The 23,291-nt window shown below is 56.3% G+C and carries 22 protein-coding genes and 1 tRNA gene; 6 read left to right on the forward strand and 17 right to left on the reverse strand.

Annotation, left to right across the window (positions count from 1 at the left end; all coding sequences use genetic code 11):
- Window positions 1-6: 6 nt before the first annotated feature.
- A complete protein-coding gene (locus AAF463_RS12355) occupies window positions 7-1,491 on the reverse strand; it encodes a sugar ABC transporter ATP-binding protein (RefSeq protein WP_101763420.1) in 1,485 nt (494 codons plus the stop codon).
- Window positions 1,492-1,524: 33 nt separating this feature from the next.
- Window positions 1,525-2,448 (reverse strand): sugar ABC transporter substrate-binding protein, encoded by a 924-nt coding sequence (locus AAF463_RS12360; protein WP_110866691.1) that lies wholly within the window; start codon window positions 2,446-2,448, stop codon window positions 1,525-1,527.
- Window positions 2,449-2,955: 507 nt separating this feature from the next.
- Between AAF463_RS12360 and AAF463_RS12365 the strand changes: the two genes are divergently transcribed.
- A tRNA-Asn gene (locus AAF463_RS12365) sits at window positions 2,956-3,031 on the forward strand.
- A gap of 75 nt (window positions 3,032-3,106) precedes the next feature.
- Here the strand turns inward: AAF463_RS12365 and AAF463_RS12370 are convergent.
- The 5 genes from AAF463_RS12370 to AAF463_RS12390 form a co-directional block, all read right to left on the reverse strand.
- Window positions 3,107-4,399 (reverse strand): NtaA/DmoA family FMN-dependent monooxygenase, encoded by a 1,293-nt coding sequence (locus AAF463_RS12370; protein ID WP_350260864.1) that lies wholly within the window; start codon window positions 4,397-4,399, stop codon window positions 3,107-3,109.
- 11 nt (window positions 4,400-4,410) lie between these two features.
- On the reverse strand, window positions 4,411-5,610 hold the full coding sequence (locus AAF463_RS12375; protein WP_350260865.1) for a M20 family metallopeptidase: 1,200 nt from the start codon (window positions 5,608-5,610) through the stop codon (window positions 4,411-4,413).
- A 97-nt stretch (window positions 5,611-5,707) separates the two neighbouring features.
- On the reverse strand, window positions 5,708-6,364 hold the full coding sequence (locus tag AAF463_RS12380; RefSeq protein WP_350260866.1) for a methionine ABC transporter permease: 657 nt from the start codon (window positions 6,362-6,364) through the stop codon (window positions 5,708-5,710).
- Entirely contained in the window at window positions 6,345-7,475 is a 1,131-nt protein-coding gene (locus AAF463_RS12385) for an ATP-binding cassette domain-containing protein (protein WP_350260867.1), read from the reverse strand. The genes AAF463_RS12380 and AAF463_RS12385 overlap by 20 nt, the downstream gene beginning before the upstream one ends.
- A gap of 12 nt (window positions 7,476-7,487) precedes the next feature.
- Window positions 7,488-8,315: a MetQ/NlpA family lipoprotein gene (locus AAF463_RS12390; RefSeq protein ID WP_137386082.1), complete on the reverse strand. Its 828-nt coding sequence runs from the start codon at window positions 8,313-8,315 to the stop codon at window positions 7,488-7,490.
- 214 nt (window positions 8,316-8,529) lie between these two features.
- Here AAF463_RS12390 and AAF463_RS12395 point away from each other — a divergent pair, with 214 nt between their 5' ends.
- The 3 genes from AAF463_RS12395 (at window position 8,530) to AAF463_RS12405 (ending at window position 11,474) form a co-directional block, all read left to right on the forward strand.
- Window positions 8,530-9,171 (forward strand): TetR family transcriptional regulator, encoded by a 642-nt coding sequence (locus tag AAF463_RS12395; protein WP_350260868.1) that lies wholly within the window; start codon window positions 8,530-8,532, stop codon window positions 9,169-9,171.
- 74 nt (window positions 9,172-9,245) lie between these two features.
- Window positions 9,246-10,628: a D-arabinono-1,4-lactone oxidase gene (locus AAF463_RS12400; RefSeq protein WP_192233446.1), complete on the forward strand. Its 1,383-nt coding sequence runs from the start codon at window positions 9,246-9,248 to the stop codon at window positions 10,626-10,628.
- 18 nt (window positions 10,629-10,646) lie between these two features.
- Window positions 10,647-11,474 (forward strand): glycosyltransferase family 8 protein, encoded by an 828-nt coding sequence (locus AAF463_RS12405; protein WP_350260869.1) that lies wholly within the window; start codon window positions 10,647-10,649, stop codon window positions 11,472-11,474.
- A gap of 87 nt (window positions 11,475-11,561) precedes the next feature.
- Here the strand turns inward: AAF463_RS12405 and AAF463_RS12410 are convergent, their stop codons facing one another.
- The 5 genes from AAF463_RS12410 to dacD all read right to left on the reverse strand — a co-directional run bounded on the left by AAF463_RS12410 (window position 11,562) and on the right by dacD (window position 15,337).
- Window positions 11,562-11,975 carry a type II toxin-antitoxin system HicB family antitoxin gene (locus tag AAF463_RS12410; RefSeq protein ID WP_101763410.1) on the reverse strand — a complete coding sequence of 138 codons (414 nt, stop codon included), beginning with the start codon at window positions 11,973-11,975 and terminating at the stop codon, window positions 11,562-11,564.
- Window positions 11,976-11,992: 17 nt separating this feature from the next.
- A complete protein-coding gene (locus AAF463_RS12415; protein ID WP_007891008.1) occupies window positions 11,993-12,181 on the reverse strand; it encodes a type II toxin-antitoxin system HicA family toxin in 189 nt (62 codons plus the stop codon).
- A gap of 140 nt (window positions 12,182-12,321) precedes the next feature.
- Window positions 12,322-12,642: a PTS system regulator TmaR gene (tmaR, locus tag AAF463_RS12420; RefSeq protein ID WP_008110563.1), complete on the reverse strand. Its 321-nt coding sequence runs from the start codon at window positions 12,640-12,642 to the stop codon at window positions 12,322-12,324.
- Window positions 12,643-12,803: 161 nt separating this feature from the next.
- The gene (locus AAF463_RS12425; protein ID WP_101763409.1) at window positions 12,804-13,862 is read right to left on the reverse strand and encodes an FUSC family protein; all 1,059 of its coding nucleotides are present in this window, start codon (window positions 13,860-13,862) and stop codon (window positions 12,804-12,806) included.
- A gap of 308 nt (window positions 13,863-14,170) precedes the next feature.
- Complete coding sequence (gene dacD, locus AAF463_RS12430; RefSeq protein ID WP_192233442.1) at window positions 14,171-15,337, reverse strand: serine-type D-Ala-D-Ala carboxypeptidase DacD; 1,167 nt, start codon at window positions 15,335-15,337, stop codon at window positions 14,171-14,173.
- Window positions 15,338-15,539: 202 nt separating this feature from the next.
- On the opposite strand from dacD, the gene sbcB reads away from it, so the two are divergent.
- Complete coding sequence (sbcB, locus tag AAF463_RS12435; RefSeq protein ID WP_350260870.1) at window positions 15,540-16,961, forward strand: exodeoxyribonuclease I; 1,422 nt, start codon at window positions 15,540-15,542, stop codon at window positions 16,959-16,961.
- A gap of 128 nt (window positions 16,962-17,089) precedes the next feature.
- Here the strand turns inward: sbcB and AAF463_RS12440 are convergent, their stop codons facing one another.
- From AAF463_RS12440 to ltnD, 5 genes are all read right to left on the reverse strand, one after another.
- Window positions 17,090-18,442 carry a GntP family transporter gene (locus tag AAF463_RS12440; RefSeq protein WP_350260871.1) on the reverse strand — a complete coding sequence of 451 codons (1,353 nt, stop codon included), beginning with the start codon at window positions 18,440-18,442 and terminating at the stop codon, window positions 17,090-17,092.
- A 119-nt stretch (window positions 18,443-18,561) separates the two neighbouring features.
- The gene (locus tag AAF463_RS12445) at window positions 18,562-19,341 is read right to left on the reverse strand and encodes an HPr family phosphocarrier protein (protein ID WP_101763405.1); all 780 of its coding nucleotides are present in this window, start codon (window positions 19,339-19,341) and stop codon (window positions 18,562-18,564) included.
- A complete protein-coding gene (locus tag AAF463_RS12450; RefSeq protein WP_101763404.1) occupies window positions 19,341-19,967 on the reverse strand; it encodes an aldolase in 627 nt (208 codons plus the stop codon). The genes AAF463_RS12445 and AAF463_RS12450 overlap by 1 nt, the downstream gene beginning before the upstream one ends.
- The gene (gene otnK / locus AAF463_RS12455) at window positions 19,964-21,223 is read right to left on the reverse strand and encodes a 3-oxo-tetronate kinase (protein ID WP_350260872.1); all 1,260 of its coding nucleotides are present in this window, start codon (window positions 21,221-21,223) and stop codon (window positions 19,964-19,966) included. Before otnK ends, AAF463_RS12450 begins: the two co-directional genes overlap by 4 nt.
- Window positions 21,224-21,225: 2 nt before the next feature.
- Window positions 21,226-22,134 (reverse strand): L-threonate dehydrogenase, encoded by a 909-nt coding sequence (gene ltnD / locus AAF463_RS12460; protein ID WP_101763402.1) that lies wholly within the window; start codon window positions 22,132-22,134, stop codon window positions 21,226-21,228.
- Window positions 22,135-22,393: 259 nt separating this feature from the next.
- Between ltnD and ygbI the strand changes: the two genes are divergently transcribed.
- A complete protein-coding gene (ygbI, locus tag AAF463_RS12465) occupies window positions 22,394-23,155 on the forward strand; it encodes a DNA-binding transcriptional repressor YgbI (RefSeq protein WP_101763401.1) in 762 nt (253 codons plus the stop codon).
- Window positions 23,156-23,291 lie beyond the last annotated feature (136 nt).

The following is a 23,291-nucleotide window of genomic DNA, read 5'->3' on the forward strand; positions in this document are numbered from 1 at the left end:
CACGCCTCACTCGGATGCCAACGACAAAATGGATTCCTGATTGGCCTCTTCTTTATCGAGGATGCCGGTTATACGTCCGCCGTGCATAACCATCACGCGGTCGCTCATGCCGAGAATTTCTGGCAGTTCGGACGACACCATGATGATGGCCACGCCGCGATTCGCCAGTTCACTGATTAAGCGATAAATCTCTGCTTTTGCCCCCACGTCGATACCGCGCGTGGGTTCGTCGAGAATCAGGATCTTCGGTTGCGCCAGCAGCCAGCGGGCAATCAGCACCTTCTGCTGGTTACCGCCGCTGAGGTTATTGATGATCTGATCCATGGTGGGGGTTTTAATGTTCAGCTTGCGAATCTGATCCATGCAGTCCTGCGCCATTTTGATGTGGCTGACAAAACCGCTTTTATGGGTGTAATCGGGCATGTTGACGATGCTCATGTTCTCCATCACCGACAACACCAGGAACAGCCCCGACTTTTTACGGTCTTCGGTCAGGAACGCCATGCCCTTCTCAATCGCCGTTGACGGCGAATCGATCTTGACCGGCACGCCATCAATCAGGATTTCACCGCTGTCGAAACTCTCCATGCCGAACAGGCTTTCCATCACTTCGCTGCGTCCGGCACCGACCAATCCCGCGACGCCGAGGATTTCGCCTTTGCGCACCGTGAAGTTGATGTCGGTGAAGCGATCTTTGCAGGTGAGATTGCGCACCGTCAGCACATCCCCACCGATTTCACCGTTGAATTTCGGGAACAGCTGGGTTAATTCACGGCCCACCATTTGCGTAATCAGTGACTGACGCGTGTATTCGCTGGTGCTGTTGCTGCCGACCCACGATCCGTCACGGAAAATACTGATCTCATCGGTAATGGTGAAAATCTCATCCATCTTATGGCTGATATAGATGATGGCTTTGCCCTGCTCACGCAGGTCGCGGATGATGGTGAACAGGTGCGCCACTTCGGTTTCCGTCAGTGCGGAGGTCGGTTCATCCATAATCACGATGTCCGAATTCCATGACACCGCTTTCGCGATTTCCACCATCTGCTGCGACGCAATACTTAACTCGCCGACCAGACGATCGGCTTTCAAACGGATATTGAGTTTGTTCAGCAGTTCCTGCGTCTGTTTGTTCAGCTTGCCGTGGTCAACAAAGCCGTACTTCATCGGTTCGCGGCCGAGCCAGATGTTCTCGGCCACGGTCATGTAAGGCACCAGATTGAGTTCCTGGTGAATCATGGAGATGCCGGAACGCAGCGCATCCATGGTGTCCTGAAACTGCACCGGCTCCCCTTTAATGCGAATGGTGCCCTTATCGGGACGATACATCCCGATAAGGCATTTCATTAAAGTGGATTTGCCCGCGCCATTTTCACCCATCAGGGCATGTACCGACCCCGGTTTAATACGCAGTGAGACATTGTCGAGTGCCTTCACTCCGGGGAAGAACTTGCTGATGCCTTCGGCTTCAAGCGCAAAAGCGGTCATACATCACCTCCGTACGGCTGAGTCGGTTACGGTTTATTTCTGGTTCTGACTGGCAAATTTTTCGTAGTTATCTTTGGTAATCAGCTGGAACGGGATATCGACCACTTTCTGCACTTTCTCGCCGTTAATCAGCTTGACCGCCGTTTGTACCGCGCCTTCGCCCTGACCTTTCGCATCCTGGAAGACCGTGGCGACCATTTTGTCGTTCTTGATCATCTGCAATGCGTCCGGCGTACCATCCACACCCGCTACCAGGATGTGATTCGGGTTTTTACCCAGCGCCTGCAGCGCACCGATTGCCATTTCATCGTTGTTGGAGGCAATCGCCTGAATGTCATCGCCCGCGGTCAGCCAGTTACTCACCACGTCCACCGCATCATTACGGGTGAATTTGGCGGTCTGTTTCTGCACAACTTTAATGCCCGGATATTTGGCGACCACCGCTTCCACACCTTTGGTGCGTTCACGGGTGGATTCGTTAGCCAGGTCACCCAGCAGAATCGCCACGTTGCCTTTGCCATTCATCTTTTTAGCCAGCGCTTCCATCTGCAGACGGCCCGCCAGTTCAGAATCCGAACCGACAAACGCCATTTTGTCTTTCAACTCGCCTGCCGGTTTACGGTTGACGAACACCAGCGGCACGCCGGCTTTCGCTGCGGCATCCACCAGCGGTTTCACCGCGTTAGTATCCACGGGGTTAACGATGATGGCGTCAACGCCCTGACCAATGAAGTTCTGCACCTGCTGCAGCTGCTGTGCCACGTCGCCTTTGGCGTCTTCAACCTGGCCTTTGATGTTGTCTTTTTGCATCTCTTTCTGCATTGCGTTGCGCAGAATAGTGAGGAAGTTGTCATCAAACAGCGCCATAGAAACGCCTACCTGAAGATCTTTTGCCATCACGGCGGCAGGTAACATGCAAACTAACAGGGAAGTTAATAACGCTTTTTTGAATTTCATAGGTAACCCTTCTTATTCGTTAACATGCTCAGGTTGGCTGAGACCGCGAATGAAAAATATCTTTTACATTCACCCAACGTCGCTGGCGTTTTTTTTATGGTTGTAGAGGTAAGGCTTCTGGTCTAACGCTATCGGTTTACTGCATCTTTTCTGTGTAACTTGCTACTAATCAGCCAGTTATTTTCGAAATGCCGTTTCAGATGACACAACTCATTTCGCCGGTGATGATTAGCAGTTCATTTATTTCATCTAACTTGCATTTGAAACTTTCATCATAAAAGCACTGAAATGATTGTTTTAAAATCGGCAAATAACAAAACTTTGACATGCATCTAACATCTCAAAGGAATTGCGTTTAAAGTGAGATCTTGCTGGCAGTTTAGAATCTGATCATTCAAGGCAGAAAAGCAGCATTCCGCTGCTTTTACGCGCACTTAAACCAAAAGTGTGCAGTCGGGCTTTGACAACGGGGATCGGCATCGCTAATATGCGCCTCGTTCACACGATTCCTCTGTAGTTCAGTCGGTAGAACGGCGGACTGTTAATCCGTATGTCACTGGTTCGAGTCCAGTCAGAGGAGCCAAATTCAAAAACCCCGCTCAGGGAAACCTGAGCGGGGTTTTGTGTTTTTGAGGATTTGCCAGGTCGCCACGAGCAACTACGTCAGCGGAGCCAGCTCCAGAGTGCTGCGGAAATCGTTGCCGACATAATCGTTATCTATCAGCTGGCGGCGACGCAGTTCTGGCAGCAGGCCGTTGAGCAGCAAATCCTGCTGATCGGGCTGGCCGAGTCCATGCAGTGAAATCACATCCAGCACGCCGGCGCGGTAGCGCTGTTCGATGGCATCGGCCAGGGTTTCTGGCGTACCGGCTACAAACCAGTGGCCGGTCTCTTCGGCTTTGATGATCAGCTCGCGCAGGGTTAATCCTTCCAGCGCATAGCCACGGAAAATGGCGGCGCGCCCCTGACGACGATGCACCTGCGCCAGTTCGGGAATTAACGCGGCGGGCAGCGGTTGGTCGAGCGGCACATCGCGCAGATCCACCTCGCCGCCCAGCATGTCGGCCACACGTAATCTGCCCTGTTCATAGTTGATGCGTTCATGCTTATCGCGCAGACGGCGCGCCACATCGGCGTCGCTGTCGCCAATGATGGCGTGGAACGAGTTCATGATCAGCGGCGGATTATGTTCGCGGCCAAAACGTCGCGCCCGCTGCTGCACATCAGCCACGAAGGTTTGCGCCGCATTAAACGTGGGCTGCGAGGTGTAAATCACCTCGGCATAACGTGCGCCGAGCGTGACGCCCGCGTCGGATTGGCCCGCCTGGAACTGCACCGGACGGCGCTGTGGCGGCGGCGGTACGTTAAGCGGTCCCGCCACCTGGAAATAGTCGCCGCGATAGTGAATCGGATGCAGTTTGCTGTGGTCGAGACGAATACCGCCGCTGGCGGTGCGCTGCACTGCCGCGCGTTCGTTGGCGTCATACAGCGCGTTCATCACTTCAATAAATTCAGTGGCGCGCGCGTAGCGCTCCTGCGGTGGCGGCAGCTGGCTCTCACCGAAGTTCTCCTCGCCAACCGAGGAAGTTACCGCGTTCCAGCCCGCGCGGCCGCCGCTGATGTGATCGAGCGTGCCGACCTGACGCGCCAGATTATACGGATGCAGCCAGCTGGTGCTGACGGTAGCGATTAAACCGATGTGCGAAGTGACCTGGCTCAATGCCGCCAGCGCAATCAGCGGATCTTGCGTGCCGGTGGTGCCCGCTAATCCGGCCGCATCGGCCTGCAGCAAATCGGCGGTGAACAGGCCGGTGATTTTTTCGCGCTCGGCAATTTTCGCCAGTTCGATGGCGCGCGTGATGCCCACGCCGGTCTGGCTGTCATTGGCGGCGGAAATCACACTGCTGGCGCCGACCAGCGTTTTAAGTTTTCTGCGATAGGTTTGCGACACAACACTCTCCTTTATGGTTGTCGCGCGAAATCCGCTTTGACATGGTTTAAGGCGTCCGCATCGGTCAGCAGACGTAAGCCGGTGCGAGCCAGCACGCGCGCGCCAATCAGCAACGCCTGATAGCCGCGCGCTGAGTTGGCCGCTTCACGGAAGGGCACGGTGTGGAAAATCAGATCGTCATGGCCGATTTTCAGCCACGGATGCGCCGTCGGCACCGCGTGGCTGATGTCGCCAGCATCGGTGGAGACTTTGTTTTTCTGCGGCGAGAGATCAACCTGTTCGCCTGCCGCGGTGAACTCTTCCAGCAGCAAGGCATCCAGCGCTGCGTTGAGTTTGAAATCGCGCGGGCCAATCTGATGGTCAATCTCGACGCGCGCGCCGGTCGCCAGCGCCACGCCTTCAGCAATGGCACGCAGACGCGGCTCAAGGGATTCCACCACTTCGCGGCTGTCCGCGCGGATGTAGTAATGCGCGGAGGCGTATTCCGGGATCACGTTCGGGGCCTGGCCGCCGTTGGTGATAATGCCGTGCACGCGCACGCCATCCGGCAGTTGCTGGCGCAGCACGCTGATGCCGTTGTAGAGCAGCACCAGCGCATCCAACGCGTTGATCCCTTCATGCGGCGCGCTGGCGGCGTGCGACGGCTTGCCGTAGAAGTGGAAATAGAGATGATTATTGGCGAGCGTCGATTCAGTCAGGCGGGTTTTGCCCGAAGGATGCACCATCAGCGCCACGTCGACATCTTTGAGGTAGCCGGCTTCGACAAAGCGCTTTTTCACGTTGCCTTTGGGTCCGCCCGGTCCGGCTAATCCGCCCTCTTCCGCTGGCGTGCCTAACACCACCACGCGTCCACCGGTTTGATCCAGTACCTGCGATAGCGTGATGGCCGCCGCCACGCTGGTGGTGCCAATCAGGTTATGACCGCAGGCGTGACCGATGCCGATCAGCGCGTCATATTCCGCGAGAAAAGCGATGGTGGGGCCCGGTTTGTCGCTGGCCTTCACCGCGTAGAACGCCGTTTCATGTCCGGCGACGTTGCGCGTGACCGCAAAGCCCTCAGCGCTAAGTAGTTGCGTGAGTCGCTCACTGGCAAAATATTCGTTATTGCCGGTTTCAGGATTTTGGAATATCGCCTGCGATACCTTGAGATAAGCGGCGCTGTGTTGTTCGAGGCTGTTTTCGAGCGTGAGCTGAAGTGGATTCAGCGACATGAGCATTCTCCTTTGGCAAAACAATGCGCAATAGATTGCGCCGCTACCGTAGATGCACGTATTCGTAGCGGCGCGATTTATCGCGCATCAGTGATAATCAATGGCGCTTATCAATACGCTGCACTAACCGGTCGCCGAGCCACTGAATGCCGCACACCAGCACAATCAGCACCGCGATCACCGCGATCATCACTGAGGTTTCAAAGCGCTGATAGCCATAACGGATCGCCAGATCGCCCAGTCCGCCTGCGCCAATCGCGCCGGCCATGGCCGAAGCACCAATTAGCGCCACCAGCGTAACCACAAACCCCGACAAGATGCCGGGCAGCGCTTCCGGGATCAGCACGTCCCAGACGATACGCAGCTTGCTGGCGCCCATGGCGCGCACCGCATCAATCAGGCCGCGATCGACATCACGCAGCGACACTTCGGCCACGCGCGCGAAGTACGGCGTTGCGGTGATCGACAGCGGCACAATCGCGGCCCAGGTGCCGAGCGAGGTGCCGACCAGAAAACGGGTAAAGGGAATCAGCGCTACCAGCAGAATGATGAACGGCAGCGAGCGGAAGCTGTTGATGATCAGGCCCAGCACGCGATTAATGCCGCGATGTTCGGCAATGCCGCCGGGGCTGGTCATCACCAGAATCAGGCCGAGCGGCAAGCCGGCCACCAGCGAAAACAGACCGGAGATCACCGTCATTAAAACCGTTTCGCCTAACGCATTGAGTAAAAGATCAATCATGACTGGCGACATAACCCACCCACTCTACTTGAGCCTGCTGCGCGTGCAGCCAGCTGAGAATCTGCTGCTCGTCGGCCACGTTGGCTGCCGGGAGCGCAATAAAGAAACGCACCACCGCGTAGTGCTGGATGTGATCGATGCCGCCCTGCAGCAGGCGGAATTTGCCCGGCAGCGCGCCGGCAAAGCGGGTGAGCAGATCGCCCTGCGCATCGTCACCGGCAAAGTGCACGCTGTAGATGGCGTCGCCTTGCTTGTCATCGCTGAGGCGCGCAGCAATATTTTCCGGCAGCTGCGGCAGCAAACCGCGCAGCAGCGTGCGCGTCAATTGCGAGTTGGGATGCGCAAACACCTGCCAAACCGGACCTTGTTCAATGATTTCACCGGCATCAATCACCGCCACGCGATGCGCCACGGATATGATCACTTCCATCTCATGGGTAATCAGCAAAATGGTGATGCCGAGTTTTTGATTCAGGGATTTGAGCAGCGCCAGAATCGAGCGCGTGGTTTCCGGATCGAGCGCCGAGGTGGCTTCGTCGCACAGCAGCAGCGCCGGGCTGGCCGCCAGCGCGCGGGCAATGCCAACCCGCTGTTTTTGACCGCCGGATAACGCTGCCGGATAGCTTTGTGCTTTGTCCGCCAATCCCACCAGCGCCAGCAGTTCCGCCACGCGCTGCTGGCGTTGCGCTTTATCCATGCCGGCGATTTTCAGCGGCAGCGCGACGTTCTGCGCCACCGTTTTTGCTGATAACAGATTGAAGTGCTGGAACACCATGCCAACGCGGCTGCGCACCGTTTGCAGCTGTTTTTCTGACAGGCCGGTGATGTTACGGCCTTCGATTTCAATGACGCCTTCATCAGGTTGTTCCAGCCCGTTGAGACAGCGGATCAGCGTGGATTTCCCCGCGCCGCTGCGCCCAATCAGGCCAAGGATTTCGCCTTTCTGCACCGTCAACGAGATATCGCGCAGCGCCTGGGTTTGTCCAAAGCGACGTGACACGCCTTGCAGGCGCACCACGCTGCCGCTGTCGCGAAACTTCACCTGCGCCTCGTCATGGGCACTTTCCGCCACGCCGCGTTTCACGGCGGTAAAGGGCGTTTCGGCTGCTGAGAATAACGTCATCTTTATCGTTCCTTACCAGGCCGTTTCGCCCGTGCCTTTGTAGACCTTGTCAAACACGGTCTTCACGGCATCGTTCTGGTAAGAAGCCACCAGCGTTTTCACCCACGGCGCGCTGACGTTCTCTTTCTTCACCGCAATAAAGTTGTTGTACGGGTTATCTTTTACCGGCTCTTGCGCAATGCGGTCTTCGGCGGTCAGGCCACTTTTCAGCGCCCAATCGGTGTTGACGACGGCGGCATCGAGGTCAGGAACGGAGCGGCCGATGATGCCGGAATCCAGCTCTTTGATTTTCAGATGATGCGGATTGGCGGTGATATCGGCGGTGGTGGCCGCGATGCCGACGCCCGGCTTCAGTTTGATCAGGCCTTGTTGCTCAAGCAGCACCAGACCGCGCGCTTCGTTAGAGGGATCGTTTGGCACGCCAATCACCGCGCCCTCTTTCAGCGCTTTGGCGCTTTTCACTTTCTTCGAGTAGAGACCAATCGGCCACACGGCGGTATCGCCGACGCGTACGATGTCGTAGTGATTGACCTTGATTTGGTTATTGAGGAACGGCTGATGCTGGAAGGCGTTGGCATCCACTTCGCCGTTTTGCAGCGCTTCGTTCGGCTGGTTGTAATCGTTGAAAATGACGGTTTTCACCGTTAAGCCTTTCGCCGCCGCCTGTTTGATCACTTCGCGCCAGACGTCTTCATCTTCGCCGCTCATAATGCCGACTTTTACCGAGGTTTTGTCCGCCGCGTGCGCGATGGACAGCGGCGACAGCGCCGCGCTGGCCAGCAGCAAGGCGCCAGCCGTTAACAGGAATTTATTTTTTACTGCTGACAGACGTGTGTGCATAAAGTGCTTCCTAATCATTATAATTGCGCGAGTCAAAATTAGCTGTCGTAACGACAGTTGACCGCAGTATACGCAGATGCTTATTCCTGCATTATGATTTATTCAGGAATGCTATTCCTGAAAAGCATAAATCCGCCGCGCCGCTCGCATCGCCACACGCGAGAAAGGGCTGTGCTATCCTCCCCCTTTTGATGGACTTGTTACTATAAGCGCTATGTCGAACACCACACCTAAACGAAAAAATGACCCTGAAGGGCTTAAGAAGCGCATTCTTGCTGGTGCGCTGAAAATGTTCGCCGAGTTCGGTATGCAGGGCGCGCGGCTGGAGCAGATCGCTGAGCACGCGCAAACCACTAAACGCATGGTGGTGTATCACTTTGGCAATAAAGAGCAGCTCTATATTGAGGTGCTGGAGCAGGTGTATCAGGCGATTCGCCAGCATGAAACCGGCCTTAATCTCGCCGAGATGGCACCGGAACTGGCGATGACAAAACTGGTGGAAGCCAGCTTTGATTACCACGTCTCGCATCCGGATTTTATGCGGCTGGTGTGTACCGAAAACCTGCTGCGCGGGCGCTACATCATGCAATCCGAACGCATTAAGGCGCTGAACAAAAGTGCACTCGATGTGCTGGATGACATTCTGACGCGCGGCCAGCAGCAAGGGCTGTTTATTGCTGGGCTGGATACCGTGGATGTGCACCGCTTGCTGAGCAGCATTTGTGTGCATCACGTCTCCAATCGCTACACCTTTCACACGCTGTTCACGCCGAACGATAGCGAGGAAGACAGCATCCGTCGCAACCGCCAGTTAGCCGTCACCGCCACGCTGCGTTATGTGCGCAAAGCCCCGTAGGCTGCGGCTGCGCGCTGATGGTCTACGCTTTTAAATTTGGGACCGTCACAGACCACAGACTAAGGAACGCCGTAGTGAACAAAGATCCCCACCTTTATCCCTTACGCCATACGCAGAATACCGATCGGGACAGCGCACTGTGGAACTGGGCGCAAAACTCGGTGGTTGGTCAGCGTAGTCAGTTACATCAGCCGCAAACTGAAGCGGAGTTGCAACAACTGCTGCGCACCGCCAGCGGTAAAGTGCGCGTGCTGGGCAACCGCTTGTCGCCGGGCCGCATGCTGGGCGTTGATGAGCAGGATTTGCTGCTGGATCTCAGCGCGTTCAACGGCGTGATCGCCCAAGACGAAGAGAGCGTCACCTTTGCCGCCGGTACGCCGCTGGAGCAGGTTTACAGCACCCTAACCGAGATGGATCGCATGCTGGCCTCGTCGCCGGGCGTGATTGCGGTGCAAACGCTGGCGGGCGCAATGGCCACCGGCACGCACGGCCAGGGTTTAGCACAAAGCTCCATCGCCGATGAAGCGCTGCGCATTCGCATGGTGTTGGCTGACGGCAGCGTGCGTGAATTTGTGCGCGGTGAGCCCGATTTCGCTGCCGCCCAGGTTTCGCTCGGCACCCTGGGCATTGTGACGGCCGTGACGCTGCGCACCCGCCCTTTCCGCCTGTTTACCTGCCACAAATTCGCCGTCTCCGCCGATACGCTGGAGAACGATCTGATCGAATGGAACCAGCAGTATGAGATGAGCAAAGCCTGGTGGTTTGTCGATGACAACCTGATGCATGTGTGGAACGCGCACGAAGCCAGCGCTGAAGATTCGCAGGCATGGCACGCCAATCAGCGCGAGGTGATTGAGCATGGCGATGACACCGACAGCAGCCTGAATGACACCATCGACCAGACGCTGGCGCAGATGCATCGCGATACGCAGATTCACGGCAAAGGCGGCAAACAGTTCCGCACCGTGACGCGCTTCCGCGATTTCACCGACATCAGCGGCGATATCTATCAGCTATTTTGTCGCGGCATTGCCGTGCCGCAGATCAACGTCGAGATCGGCGTGCCGCTGGAGAAAACGCCGCAGATTATCAGCAAGATCAAAGCGTGGTATGCCGAGAATCATCCGCACATGCACTATCCGATCATTCTGCGCTGTACCGGCGCGTCTGAAGGCTGGCTCAGCCCGGCGTATCAGCACGCCACCTGCTTCTTTGGCTTTGTGGTTTATTACGCTGATGACGGTTCGCTGTCGCAGGATGGCCTGCATTTTCTCACTGAAGTCGAGAAGCTGCTGGCGGCCGAAGGCGGACGTCCGCACTGGGGCAAATATTACGATCCGCAGCGCTATCAGTGGCGCGATATCTATCCGCAGTGGGACGCTTTCCGCGCGGTGCGCGACCAGCTCGATCCACAACGCCGTTTTAGCAATGACTATGTCACTGCTTTGTTTGATTAAGTTTGAAGGGGAGAAACCATGTTTGCATGGGTAACGCTGTTAACGCAGCCGGACTATTTCATTGGCGTGAAGGCGCTGCACCGCTCGCTGAAGCGCAGCGAAACCCGCTGGCCGCTGATTGTCATGGTCACCGACGCCATCGATCTGGAGACGCGTGAAGCGTTGCAGGCGCTGGGCTGCGTGATCCATCCGGTGGATCCGCTGATGCCAAACGCCGAACTGGAGCAGCATTACGCTTCGGCGCAGTTCGGTGAAGTGTGGAGCAAGCTGCGCGCGTGGGAGCTGGTTGATTGTGAGCGCGTAGTATTTCTCGATGCCGACATGCTGGTGCTGCGCAACATGGATGAGCTGTTTACGCTTGATCTGGGCAAGCATGCGCTGGCAGCGTGCCACGCCTGTCGCTGCAACCCCAATAAGATCGCCAGTTATCCCGCCAGCTGGCAGCCAGAGAATTGTCACTATACCTGGCAGGACCGCGGCGAACCGGCACCGTCCACGCTTGATCGCTATCTGAACGGCGGTTTTTTGGTGCTGAAGCCGGATTTGGCGGTGTTTGAGTGGCTGCAGGAAAAAGTGGCGGGCATTACCGATTTGCGCCGCTATCCCTTCTCCGAGCAGGATTTGCTTAATGAAGTGTTCGAGGATCGCTGGCTGCCGCTTTCGTACAAATACAATGCGCTGAAAACCTTACAGTTCCAGCACAGTAAGATGTGGCGCGAAGATGAAGTGAAGAACCTGCACTTTATTCTGGCGAAGCCGTGGAAACGCGACCTGAATCAGCCTGAATCGGAACGCGACCGCTACTACGCGCTGGATAAGCTATGGTGGGAGTTCGCGGTGGAATAAAAAAAACAGCGCGATTCGTCGCGCTGTTTCATATGAATTGCCCATTACTGTGCGCCAGTTCGCCATGAATAGAGTTTCCTACGAAGCTTATGAACGGGTCTTCGCAATGCGCTCAAGCGCGACCTGCGCCAAAAAACCTGAACGGGTTTTGAATTCGGGATGCGTTGCTACGCAGCGGTCAATGCGATCAATCAGCAGTTTTGGCAAGGTTACGTTGATTTTCTCGGACCCGCCCAAAATGCGAGTGACATCCACATCAATAAGCACCCAAACATAACCTGCATATTGCGGATCTTTCATCAACGATTTCAATTCAGAAACCGCCGGGATGTCCTGCTCTAATTCTACCAGCAGCTCCAGATGGCCGATAATCGCCTCTTTGGCATTTGTTACCGCCGCTTCCAGCGTATCTCCAGCAGAAAAACAGCCCGGCAAATCCGGCACCGTGACGCCAAATGCCGTGCTTTGGTCGCCAGCCTCAATCGCGATGGGATAAAACATACGTCACCTCTTTCGAATTAATGGACAGTCAGTCCGGCTTGTTTCCTGATACTTTTCACCGTTTTGATCGGCAAATCCTTTTTGGGGTGCGGTATCGTCACCAGCCCTTTTTTTACCGGATGGACAAAATGGTGATGGCTGCCGTTCACACGTATCAGTTCCCAGCCATCGGCCTTGATCTCGGCCATTAGTGATCTGCTATCCATGCCATTGCCCTTCCGCGTCCTGAAAGCATAAAAGATAACCCCAATAACTCTAAATCGCAAGAAGAGTTATTGGGGTTATCTATTCCCAAATAAAAAGGTCGTCATAAATGACGACCTCAAGATGAGTGGTGGATGGAAATTTATTGCGCTTTTGGCTCGCCCATCGCTTTCAACTTCTTCGACAGCTCGCGACGCTCTTTGGAGAGGTCAGCGTTTTTGATGATGTACTCATCAACGCGGTCTTCATAGTCCACACGCATGCTGGCGATAATTTCTTGAACCGCCTCGATGCTCATGCCGGGTTTGATGTATTCACTCAGGTTGTCCAGCAGCAGCACACGTTTCTGGTTATCACGGACTTTCTTCTCGTTATCCACGATTTCGCGCTGCAGTTTGTTTTTACGACGGAACATACGCACAAACTCCAGTACGTCCTGAAATGATTGCTTGGCATTTTCCATGTTGGCACCTTTCTTAAGGCCTGCGTCGGCAGGCGGAATAGTCATAACGTTTAGCTTAGCGGCTTGGCCGCCAGGGTTGCAATTCTCACCGCTAAATTCGGACTGGCGCTTATCTTAGCGCAAAGAAAGGGTGATTCACATTAAGTCCTTGCCTGAGAAAACTATTTACGCAGCGCCAGACGCACTAAATCAGTCATACGCTCCAGCTGACGCGCCTGTTCAAGGCTCAGCCAGACGTAGCCGTAAATCGCCGTGGTTTCGGAACGTCCGCTGCGATTAGCAATCAGCTGCTCCAGTTCCTGGGTGATCTCCTCCAGCGCGTGGCTGTTGGCGGTGATCTGCTCGGTTTCGCCTTTCACCATCAGCGTGGCCAGCGCATTCAGCGTGTCTTCGGTCATCTGCTGGGTGCGGCGCAGCGTAGGCGCGTTGAGCATAATCAAGTGGCTTTCACGCGACGACCACCATGCATCAATCTGCATCTGCATGGTGTTGACCAGATTGCGATTGATGGTCTGGATCGCCTCAAACACCGATTTCGGAATGCGCGTCTCTTTACTCGCCGGCTCCAGCAGCGCGCGCATTTTGATCACGCTGCTCAGCAATTTCTGAAAAGGTTTATTCAGCCGCGGCTTCTCCAGCAAATTTGCGGAGAAGCCGGTGTGATGCAGTTTGGCCATGGCGATAAACGCATCTGACAACTGGATGCGCCAATGGGTGTAGGCGCGCTGCGCCCAGATGGCGCTGAACAGCAGCGCCATCAGTGAACCGAGAATCACATCGCCTCCGCGCCACATGGCGATGGTGAAATCCCCGGCCGGTGCGCCGACCACCACGCCGAGCGTGATGCCGATCAGCAGCGCCATGTAAGGATGTTTTCCCAGCGTCAGATAGCCGCAGACCACCATCACAACGGCGCACCACACCAGCATTACCGGCAGTGAAAACAGCTCAAGCTTGAGCGCGATCAGGCCAGAAATCAGACCGGCAAAAGTGCCGCTAATGCGCTGCACCACGCGCGGCAGCACGTTGCCCCAGGTGGAAATCGGCCCCATCACGACCACCAGCGTAATCAGCGGCCAGGTGCCTTCGGGAATGTCGGTGAGCCGCACAAACAGGAAACACAGCACAAAGGCGATAGCGATACGCACGCCGTGTACGGTGCGATAGTGGCGGTAGAACCAGAACTCAATCTGCGAGATGGGCTTGTCAGCGCGTAACATGGTTGTCCGGGAACGCTAAAAATTTGCGCGCTATGTTACCCTGGCGACGGCTGCATCATCAGGGTCGAACGCAATTATTTTTCAGGTTTTGCTGAAATACAACATGGACGTTACATCAGGTTTTCTCAATAGAAACATTGATGTAACGCAGCGTGTTTGGTGCGTGCATTAAAACGGTTGCCATGAATGGCGATCAGAAAATCACGTCATCGCGCACCAGCACACCTTTCTGGTCTGCAACGCCTACAGCGATTGTGTCATCATCGCCGCATCACGGCGACGATGATGACGCGGAAATACGCGACAGATTACAGTTTCTGTTTCACGTAATCGCTGATACGCGTAATGATGCCTGCCTCTTCCACCGCTTGCAGCGCGTAGAGCGGATAGCTGGCCAACTGCTTATCTTTGTCCATCACCTGAATTTCGCCAATCTGCTCGCCCGCTTTCAGCGGCGCTTCCAGATCTTTGCGATCGATAACGTATTTCGCCATCACGTTGGCCACTTCGGTGCGCGGCAGCGACAGGTAGATATCCTGCGTGGTGCCGACATCGACCTTATGCGGATTGCCGTACCAGACGTTTTCGCTACCGATTTTTTTGCCTGCGTGGAACAGTTGCACGGTATCAAAGCTGTTTTGGCCCCACACCAGCAGCTTGCGCGCCTGATCTTCACGCCCTTTCGGGCTCTTGCCGCCCATGATCACCGCAATCAGGCGATGACGTCCGACAACGTTAGAAGCGATGATGTTAAAACCGGCGCTTTCGGTGTGGCCGGTTTTCAGACCATCGACATGCAGATTTTGATCCCACAGCAAGCCGTTGCGGTTGTTTTGGGTGATGCCGTTCCACGTCAGGGTTTTCTCCCCGTACATGGCGTAGAAATCGGGCTCGCCGCTGATGATGGCACGCGACAGCACCGCCAGATCGCGTGCGGTGGTGTGCTGGCCCGGCGCATCGAGGCCGTGCACGGTTTCGAAATGGGTGTGCGACAGGCCGAGTTTCTGCACGTAGCTGTTCATCATGGTGACGAAGCTGCTTTCGCTGCCGGCCACGTGATCCGCCAGCGCTACGCAGGCATCGTTACCGGAATCGATGATCACGCCGCGCATCAGGTCGCGCACCGTGACCTGATCGCCAGGCTTGAGGAACATCAGCGAGGAGCCTTTGAACACCGGATTGCCTGCGCCCCACGCATCTTTGCCGATAGTGACTTTGTCATCGCGGCTGATTTTATTCTGATCGATAGCGCGATCCACGACATAGCCGGTCATCAGTTTGGTCAGGCTGGCCGGGTTACGCTCTTCATCCGGATTGCCAGCGGTGAGAATTTGTCCGGTGGTGGCGTCCATCAACACCCATGAAGCCGCATCAATCGGCGGTGGTGTCAGGGGAAACGGCATGCTGTCGTCAGCCTGCGCCCACGATGCCCAAATAATTATTCCAGATACAGTTACCAGCAGACGCCTTTTCAACACTTCTACCTCAAAATCAAAAAAATGAATTTACCGCCGCACGTTTTACGGCAAATAGCGCTTACAGATCTGAATAAATTGAAAAAAAGTATGAACTGCGCATAAATGCTGCGCGCCTGCTCGCAGCGAGGATGATCGAGGTTGTACTGCTATCAAGGGACGACTATCCTGTGCGTTGATTCTCCATTGCCAGGATAACGCCGTGCCCGCCTCTGAGTTCACCTTCTTATTCCACGATTATGAAACCTTCGGTAAAAGCCCGTCGCTGGACCGTCCGGCGCAGTTCGCGGGCCTGCGTACCGACAAAGAATTCAATGCAGTAGGTGAACCGCAGGTGTTTTATTGCCAGCCAGCCGACGATTATCTGCCGCAGCCGGAAGCGGTGATGATCACCGGTATTACGCCGCAAACCGCCAAAGCGCGCGGCGTGACCGAGGCGGCGTTTGCCGAACGCATTCACGGCCTGTTTAGTGAGCCGCAAACCTGTGTGATTGGTTACAACAATGTGCGTTTTGATGATGAAGTGACGCGCAATATCTTCTATCGCAACTTCTTCGATCCTTATGGCTGGAGCTGGCAGAACGGCAATTCGCGCTGGGATCTGCTGGATGTGATGCGCGCCTGCTATGCGCTGCGTCCGGAAGGCATTGAGTGGCCGGAGAATGACGATGGCTTCCCCAGCTTCAAGCTGGAGCATCTCACTAAGGCCAACGGCGTGGCGCACGAACAGGCGCACGATGCGATGTCCGACGTTTATGCCACGCTGGCGATGGCAAAACTGGTAAAAGAGAAGCAGCCGAAGCTGTTTGAGTTTCTGTTTACCCATCGCAACAAACAGAAACTGATGACGCTGATTGATATCCCGCAGATGAAACCGCTGGTGCACGTCTCCGGCATGTTCGGTGCGGCGCGCGGTAACACCAGCTGGATTGTGCCGCTGGCGTGGCATCCGGATAACCGTAACGCGCTGATTGTTGCCGATTTGGCCGGTGATATGTCGCCGCTGCTGGCGTTGGAATCTGACGAACTGCGCGAACGTTTATATACCCGCCACAGCGATTTGGGCGATCTGCCTGCGGTGCCGATCAAGCTGGTGCACATTAATAAGTGTCCGGTGCTGGCGCCTGCCAGCACGCTGCGTCCGGAAGATGCCGCGCGCCTCAACATCGATCGTCAGCAGTGCCTTGCAAACCTCAAGCTGCTGCGTGACCACGCGGAAGTGCGTGAGAAAGTGGTGGCGCTGTTTGCCGACGCCGAGCCGTTTACCCCGTCAGATGATGTTGACGCGCAGTTGTATGACGGCTTCTTTAGCGATGCCGATCGCGCTGGCATGAATATCATACGCCAGACGCCGCCGCAGAACCTACCGGCGCTGGATTTGACCTTCGACGACAAGCGCATTGCTAAATTGTTGTTCCGTTACCGTGCGCGCAACTTCCCCGGCACCCTGGATGACGCCGAACAGCAGCGCTGGTTGCAGCATCGCCGCGAAGCGCTGAATGCTGAGCGCGTGCAGGCGTTCCTGTTGGAGCTGGAGTCGCTAGCGAGTTTGCATGAGGGGAATACGGAGAAGATGGCGCAGCTGAAGGCGCTGTATTTGTATGCGCAGGAGCTGGTGTCTTAGTCCTCTGCGATTTGATGCCCTCACCCCGGCCCTCTCCCACAGGGAGAGGGAGACGCTGCCAGATGCTGGCGTGAGCGCTCGATCGGTTCCCTCTCCCTGTGGGAGAGGGTTAGGGTGAGGGAAAACCCTTAAATCATCCCCCACACCAGCCACGTCAGTGCAAAACCGCTCAGCCCCATCACCGTCGTCAATACCGTCCAGGTCTTAAGGCCATCGGCCACTGACAAGCCCAGATAACGCGTCACCACCCAAAAACCCGCATCATTGACGTGCGACAAACCTAACCCGCCGAAACAGGCCGCCAACGTCACCAACACGCGCTGCATACCCGTCACTTCGCCCACCGCCTGGCTTAACAAGCCGCTGGTGGTTAAAATCGCCACCGTTGCCGACCCCTGCGAAGCACGCAGCGCCAGCGACAGAATGAACGCAGCCGGAACTAATGGCAGATGCAAGGTTTCCAGCGTCAACGCCAGCGCTTTGCCCACGCCCGATTCCACCAGCACCTTACCAAACGCGCCGCCCGCGCCCGCAACCAGAATCACGCTGGCGGAGCTGGGAATCGCACGTCCGGTGAGATCTTCCAGTTTCTCTTTGCTCCAGCCACGACGCACGCCGAGCAGCCATGCCGCCAGTCCCAGCGCAATCAGCAACGCAATGGCTGGCGTACCGATCACCGTCATCACCGCACGCAGCGTGCTGCCTTCTTCCAGCGTGGTGTGCGCGACGGTGCCCATGACGATCAACAGAATCGGCACAACAATCAGACCGGTAATGGTCAGTGCACCCGGCGCTGGCGCGTCGTTCTTCGGCTTGCCTTCCGGCTTCGCTAGCTGCAGCTGTTCTAATACATCAACGGAAAGATGATATTGACGCAGGTTCATCGCTTTCGCGACGTAATAACCGACGATACCGACCGGAATCGAGATCAGGATACCGAGCATCATCAGCCAGCCCATATCAGTGTGCAGAATGCCCGCCGCCGCCGCCGCGCCGGGATGGGTTGGCAGCGCCACGTGCACCGTCAGCATCACGCCCGCCATCGGCAAGCCAAACTTCAGCGGTGACACGCGCGCCACTTTGGTGAAGCCATAAATCAGCGGAATCACGATGATAAAGCCGACTTCGAAGAACACCGGAATGCCGAGGATAAACGCCGCCATGGTCAGCGCCGCCACGGTCCGCTTGATACCCAGCGATTTACTGAAGCGTTGCGCGAGCGACTCGGCACCGCCGGAGGCTTCAATCACTGCGCCGAGCATCGCCCCCAGCACGATGATAATGGTGATATGCCCCAGCAAGTTACCCATCCCGCTAAAGATGGTTTCCATAATTTTGTCGGCTGGAATGCCGGTCGCAATCGCCACCAGCAAGCTGACAATCAGCAGCGCCACAAAGGGGTGAACTTTGGTTTTAATCACCAGCAGCAGCAAGATCACAATGCTGGCGGTAGCAATGGCTAACAACAACGCGGTAGACATGATAATCCTCTGATTTAATTAGTATAGTTTGGGTACAGCTCTATCTGGTATTGTCGAATTCAGGTAAGACTTACCCAGCACAGTGCTGAAAATCCCTGTGCTGGGTGGTTAAACAAAATTTATTTAGCGTAAGGCGCGAACCAGCCGAGGCCAGCTTCAGTGCGGCCGCGCGGGATGTATTCACATCCCACCCAACCGTCGTAACCCACTTCATCCAGCAGGTCGAACAGATAGGAATAGTTGATCTCGCCTTCATCCGGCTCGTGGCGATGCGGCGCAGAGGCGATCTGGATATGGCGATAACGACCAGCGTATTCACGAATCAGATGCGTCAGATTGCCGTCCACCAGCTGTGCATGGAACAGATCGAGCTGGGTAAAGACGTTGGGCCGATCGATACGCGCCATCATCGCCAGCGTCTGATACTGGCTGGCGTAGAGATAATTCGGCTTGGTCACTGGATTAAGTGCTTCCAGCAGCAGGCGAATGCCGTGCGGCGCAAAACGCTCGGCGGCATAATGCATATTAAGCACGAAAGTCTCTTCATAGGCTGCACGATCGGCACCGTTTGGGACCGTTGCCGCCATCACATGCACCTGCTGGCAGTTGAGCGCCAGCGCATATTCCAGCGCCCGATCGATATCGGCACGCGCTTCCTGTTCACGGCCCGGAATGGCGGAAACGCCCCACTCGCCCGCCTGCACGTTGCCGGCGGCGGTGTTGAACAGCACCAGTTCCAGCTGATGTTTTTCCAGCTCGGCTTTAATCACCTCGGCCGGAAAGTCATACGGGAACAGGAATTCAACGGCGCGAAAACCGGCGTTGGCCGCGGCGGCAAAGCGTTCGATAAACGGCAGCTCACCGAACTGCGTAGATAAATTGGCTGCAAACTTAGGCATTAAACATTCCTCAATTCCGCGACTTCGCTATCGGTCAGATAACGAATCGAGCGGTCACCGAGCGTAAACATCAGACGCGCGGTCTCTTCCAGTTCTTCAGTGTTATTGGCAGCTTCGCGCAGGGATTTGCCCACCACCACCGGACCATGATTGGCCAGCAGGAAGGCGTTATAGCGCGAGGCCAGATTGGCTAGATCGTCTGCCAGCCGCTGATCGCCCGGCTTGTAATACGGCACCACCGGCACATCGCCGACGCGCATCACCACATACGGCGTGAACGGACGAATACAGTTTTCGCTGTCGAGATTGTTCAGGCAGGAGAGCGCCGTCAAATAGTGGCTGTGCAGATGCACCACCGCTTTGCACGCGGGATTGTTCAGGTAGAGCGCGCGGTGAAAAGCCACCTCTTTCGACGGCTTGTCGCCGGAGATCCATTCGCCCTGAATCGTCACTTTCGACAGACGATCGGCCTGCAATTCGCCGAGGCAGGAGCCGGTTGGCGTCGCCAGCAAGTTGCCATCCTCCAGCAGCAGCGACAAATTGCCCGCTGAACCGGTGGCGTAACCACGCTGAAAGAAGGACGCGCCGAGCTGCACCATTTCTTCGCGTGCTTGTTGTTCCGTCATGCTGAAAACTCCTGTTGTGCGCGGGCAAAGAACTGTTCGTCGCCAAAGTTGCCTGATTTCAGCGCCAGCGACAGCGGCTGATGGATATCGCGTACCCACGGCACGCCCGGCGAAATCATTGGGCCAATGTGGAATGCGGTGACGCCAAGGCTTTGTGCCACCACGCCCGAGGTTTCACCGCCAGCAACGATGAAGCGCTGCCAGCCACGGGTTTTCAGTTTACGGGTTACTGCGGCAAACAGCTGCTCAACCGCTTGACTGCTGCGCGCTGCGCCGTATTGCTGCTGAATGGCTTGCAGCTGCTGGGCATCGGCGGTAGCAAACAGCAAAGGTGCCAGTTCGGACTGATGATTGGCTTCCACCCAGTCACAGAGCTCCTGCGCATAGCTTTCGGCGTTATCAAGGCAGCGTTCCACCAGCACTTCATGCGAGGGCGCTTGCTGACGATACGCCTGCACCTGACGGTTGGTCATTTGCGAGCAGGAGCCTGAGATCACCACCGCGCGATCGCCTTGTGGGCGCCCGGCGTGTTCAGCATCGCTGTTCTGCTGCTGCGTTGCCCAGGCGCGGGCGATACCGATCGCCAGGCCTGAACCGCCGGTCACCAGGCGCGTCTCTTTCAGCGCTTCGCCCTGCGTCAGCAGATGCTGCTCGTGCAGCGCATCCAGCACCACATAGTTGATGCCTTGTGCTTTCAGGGTATCCAGCTGCGCACGCACCGCATCAGCTCCTTGATCGAGCTGCGCGGCGTTGATCACTGCGGCCTGGCCTTTGGCCTGCCGCGTCATCAAACGCACCAGATTGCTATCGGTCATTGGCGTTACCGGATGATGACGCATGCCCGATTCGGACAGCAGCTGATCGGCCACAAACAGATAACCCTGATAAACCGTACGACCGTTAACCGGCAGCGACGGCGAGATCACCGTTTGCGTTTCGCCCAACGCTGCCAGCAGCGCATCGGTCACCGGGCCGATATTGCCCTGCTCGGTGCTGTCAAAGGTGGAGCAATATTTGAAATAGAAACGATCGCAGCCCTGCTGTTGCAGCCACTGCAGCGCGGCCAGCGACTGATCGATCGCCTGCTGCGCCGGGCATGAGCGTGACTTCAGGCTGATAACAATCGCCTGCGCGCTCAGCGCGTCATGACTTTCCGGCACGCCGTTGAACTGGATGGTCGGCAAACCGTTTTGCACCAGAAAACTGGCGATGTCGGTTGCGCCGGTAAAATCGTCTGCAATAACGCCTAAACGCATGATTATTGCTCCTTCGCCTGCGGCAGCGTGATGCCGCTGAAGATCTTGATCACTGCGCTGTCATCTTCACGACCGTGGCCGGCGTTGCTGGCTTCGGTAAACATATTGAGCGCAGTAGAAGCCAGCGGCAGCGGGAAGTGCAGCGACTTGGCGGTATCCGCCACCAGATTGAGATCTTTAACGAAGATATCGACCGCTGATTTCGGCGAGTAATCGCCATCCACCACGTGACGCATGCGGTTCTCGAACATCCATGAGTTACCGGCGGCGTTGGTCACCACGTCATACATGGTGTCGAGCGGGATTCCAGCGCGCGCGGCCAGCGCCATCGCTTCAGCGCCCACAGCAATGTGCACGCCCGCCAGCAACTGGTGAATAATTTTGACGGTTGAGCCGAGACCGATTTCGCTGCCCACGCGATAGACTTTCGCCGCCACCGCATCCAGCACGGGCTTGAGCAGGGCAAAAGCTTCATCGCTGCCGGACGCCATCACCGTCATCTCGCCGACTGCGGCTTTGGCTGCGCCGCCGGAAACCGGTGCATCCAGCATCAGCAACTGATGCTGCGCCAGCTGTTGTTCAATCGCCTGCGCATCCTGTGAAGAGATGGTAGAAGAGACCATGACCACGGTGCCGGGCTTGAGCTGCGCCGCCACGCCGTTTTCACCGAACAGGATTGCTTTAACCTGCGCGGCGTTCACCACCAGCAACAGCACCGCATCGAGTTCAGCGGCAAAGCGGGCAGCGGAGGTTTGCGCATCACGTGCACCGGCCTGACGCAGGGTTTCCAGCGCCTGCGGATTGAGATCAACACCCCAGGTATTTAATCCTGCACGGATGCAAGATTGCGCTGCACCCATGCCCATGGAACCTAAACCAATCACGCCGATGTTATTCACGGTTGCTGACATAGCAAACCTCCATTGTTAATTTAAGTGATAATTTGTTCATTGGTGTTAAGTCTGCCGCAGTCAGTGGCGAATAAACGTGCGTAAAATCACAAAAATTAACTTATGCGCGCAAGGATTAACATCGATTCACAGCCGGAGGTCAGCGCATCGAAGTCAGTCCAGATGGGATTTCTGCTTAGATTACGGCAAGATAAATTGTGCTGCGGGCTGTGAATCGATGATCTACAATGTGAAAAAATGATAATTCAGGGAGAGCAAGGTGATTCCGGTTGAACGTCATCAACAAATTTTAGCGCTGGTGGGCGAACGCGGCGTGGTTAGCATTGCCGAGCTCACTGAGCGCTTGGGTGTGTCGCATATGACGATACGTCGCGATGTGCAGAAGCTGGAAGAGCAAGGTGCGGTATTGTCTGTTTCGGGCGGCGTGCGCTCAGCGGATCGCCTGGCGGCGGAGCCATCGCATCTGGCGAAAACCAATATGTACAGCGGCGAGAAGATGGCGATTGGGCAGTATGCCGCGCGTCATATTCCGCGTAATAGCTGCATCTATCTCGATGCCGGCACCACCACACTGGCGCTGGCGCGCGAGTTGCTTGAGCGTGATGACTTGCTGGTGGTGACCAACGATTTCGTGATTGCGCGCCTGCTGATGGAGAGCAGCGGCTGTAAGTTGATTCACACCGGCGGCACGGTATGTCGTGAGAACCGTTCCAGCGTCGGTGAAGCGGCCGCCAGAAGTTTGCGCCAGCTGGCGATTGATATCGCGTTTATCTCCGCGTCCTGCTGGGGCCCGCGCGGGCTGTTTACGCCGGATGAGGATAAGGTGCCGGTAAAGCTGGCGGCGAGCGATGTGAGTAGTAAGCGCGTATTGTTAAGCGACAGTTCGAAGTACAACAAGATTGCGACGCATCTGGCGTTACCGCTGGAGCGGTTTGATACCTTGATTACCGATGCGGGGTTGAGTAAAGCGGGACGCGAGGCGTTGAGTGCGGGGAGTTGGGAGTTGGTGTTGGCGGGATAGTGCGTGCTGTCCCTTTCGGTCGGTGCTCGCTGTCCCCCATCCCTGGTCCGTGCTTGCTGTCCCCCTCCTCGGTCCTCCCCCATAAATGGGGGAGGAAGATGGTGCTCTATACGAGTGAGGAGGTGCATGTGGCAGC

The sequence above is a fragment of the Pantoea sp. BJ2 genome (assembly GCF_040255075.1).
Classification (GTDB): domain Bacteria; phylum Pseudomonadota; class Gammaproteobacteria; order Enterobacterales; family Enterobacteriaceae; genus Pantoea; species Pantoea leporis.

Excerpts from the sequence above, each read along its gene's own strand:
- AAF463_RS12355 (WP_101763420.1), bottom strand. The coding sequence starts at position 1,491 with ATGACCGCTTTTGCGCTTGAAGCCGAAGGCATCAGCAAGTTCTTCCCC.
- AAF463_RS12360 (WP_110866691.1), bottom strand. The coding sequence starts at position 2,448 with ATGAAATTCAAAAAAGCGTTATTAACTTCCCTGTTAGTTTGCATGTTA.
- AAF463_RS12375 (WP_350260865.1), bottom strand. The coding sequence starts at position 5,610 with ATGTCGCTGAATCCACTTCAGCTCACGCTCGAAAACAGCCTCGAACAA.
- AAF463_RS12380 (WP_350260866.1), bottom strand. The coding sequence starts at position 6,364 with ATGTCGCCAGTCATGATTGATCTTTTACTCAATGCGTTAGGCGAAACG.
- AAF463_RS12385 (WP_350260867.1), bottom strand. The coding sequence starts at position 7,475 with ATGACGTTATTCTCAGCAGCCGAAACGCCCTTTACCGCCGTGAAACGC.
- AAF463_RS12390 (WP_137386082.1), bottom strand. The coding sequence starts at position 8,315 with ATGCACACACGTCTGTCAGCAGTAAAAAATAAATTCCTGTTAACGGCT.
- AAF463_RS12395 (WP_350260868.1), top strand. The coding sequence starts at position 8,530 with ATGTCGAACACCACACCTAAACGAAAAAATGACCCTGAAGGGCTTAAG.
- AAF463_RS12405 (WP_350260869.1), top strand. The coding sequence starts at position 10,647 with ATGTTTGCATGGGTAACGCTGTTAACGCAGCCGGACTATTTCATTGGC.
- AAF463_RS12410 (WP_101763410.1), bottom strand. The coding sequence starts at position 11,975 with ATGTTTTATCCCATCGCGATTGAGGCTGGCGACCAAAGCACGGCATTT.
- AAF463_RS12415 (WP_007891008.1), bottom strand. The coding sequence starts at position 12,181 with ATGGATAGCAGATCACTAATGGCCGAGATCAAGGCCGATGGCTGGGAA.
- tmaR (WP_008110563.1), bottom strand. The coding sequence starts at position 12,642 with ATGGAAAATGCCAAGCAATCATTTCAGGACGTACTGGAGTTTGTGCGT.
- AAF463_RS12425 (WP_101763409.1), bottom strand. The coding sequence starts at position 13,862 with ATGTTACGCGCTGACAAGCCCATCTCGCAGATTGAGTTCTGGTTCTAC.
- AAF463_RS12440 (WP_350260871.1), bottom strand. The coding sequence starts at position 18,442 with ATGTCTACCGCGTTGTTGTTAGCCATTGCTACCGCCAGCATTGTGATC.
- AAF463_RS12445 (WP_101763405.1), bottom strand. The coding sequence starts at position 19,341 with ATGCCTAAGTTTGCAGCCAATTTATCTACGCAGTTCGGTGAGCTGCCG.
- AAF463_RS12450 (WP_101763404.1), bottom strand. The coding sequence starts at position 19,967 with ATGACGGAACAACAAGCACGCGAAGAAATGGTGCAGCTCGGCGCGTCC.
- otnK (WP_350260872.1), bottom strand. The coding sequence starts at position 21,223 with ATGCGTTTAGGCGTTATTGCAGACGATTTTACCGGCGCAACCGACATC.
- ltnD (WP_101763402.1), bottom strand. The coding sequence starts at position 22,134 with ATGTCAGCAACCGTGAATAACATCGGCGTGATTGGTTTAGGTTCCATG.